The sequence below is a fragment of the Streptomyces sp. NPDC005070 genome, assembly GCF_053600395.1.
The window spans coordinates 1-1,003 of sequence record NZ_JBSFZS010000605.1 but is presented as its reverse complement, the minus strand read 5'-3'; the positions used below and the strand labels follow the sequence as shown (position 1 = coordinate 1,003).

Here is a 1,003-nt window from a genome sequence, read left to right as displayed (position 1 = left end):
GCGGCTACCGCCCCGAGGCACGGATCGCGCGCGCCCAGCTCGGCCCCGAGGCAGGCATGGTCGGCGCCGCCGACCTCGCGCGGCTCGTCGCCCGCCGTTTCCGGCGCGCCAAGCGGCGCCGCGTGGAGCGCTACGAGCGGTACGAGCGCTACGCCGAGACCCGCCGCACGACGCAGCAGGAGTCGCGGTGACCGCCTCGCTCCCTCGTCAGGCGACCTCCCCGGACGAGCCGCAGCGGCCGCCCGAGGACCCGCGCCACAAGTTCCGCCGCCGCGCGCTGACCCTGCTGATCATCGTGCTGCTCATCGGCGTACCCGCCGGCTACCTGGTGATCTCCGCGGACCAGAGCCGCAACAGCGGCAAGGACAAGGAGGCGAAGTACTCGGCGACCGGCCTCACCTCGGGCTGGCCCTCGCGCGTCCAGCGCCGCGTCTACCAGGTGCCCATCCCCGGCAAGTCCACCGACGTCGCCTACTACGAGACGAACAACTGGAAGACCAGCCGGCTGTACGTCCAGTTCGGCACCACACAGGCGGGGCTCGACGGGTTCCTCAAGGGCGTCGGCACCAGCCGTGCCGCGCTGAAGAAGGACCACATCACCATCAGCGACCGCAACCAGAAGGTCGTCGGGTGGGAGTTCACCGGCCCCGGCCCCTGGTGGGGACTCGTGCACAAGCAGAAGGACCCCGCGCCGACCCAGGACATCGTCGTGAACGGCTCCGAGACGGACCACCCGATGGTCTACCTCGTCTCGCGCACGATCCCGTAGCGCCCCGGCCTCGCCACACCGGGCCGGGCCCGGTGACGAGGGCCGCAGCCGCCCGCCGCGGTCGTGGGAGCCGATTGTCAGACCCCGCCCGTAGAGTCGAAGACAACTGATTCGACCGAAGGGCGGGAGGTGACCGGGCGTATGCCGGACGGGGTGGAAGCGATGACCGCGCGGGTGCCTTCCGCGGGTGCGCCCTCGGCATGGGCACCCTCCGCGCCCACGGCGGAGGCCCGG

1 protein-coding gene and 1 pseudogene are annotated in these 1,003 nt (G+C 72.4%); both read left to right on the top strand.

The features are described 5' to 3' along the window. Positions 1-191: pseudogene (locus ACWEBX_RS41505) on the top strand (ROK family glucokinase); the annotation flags it as partial. Beyond that, positions 188-769, top strand: coding sequence for a sugar kinase (locus ACWEBX_RS41500; protein ID WP_451889829.1), 582 nt, complete (start codon positions 188-190; stop codon positions 767-769). The pseudogene ACWEBX_RS41505 and the gene ACWEBX_RS41500, both read left to right, overlap by 4 nt. Positions 770-1,003: the final 234 nt, after the last annotated feature.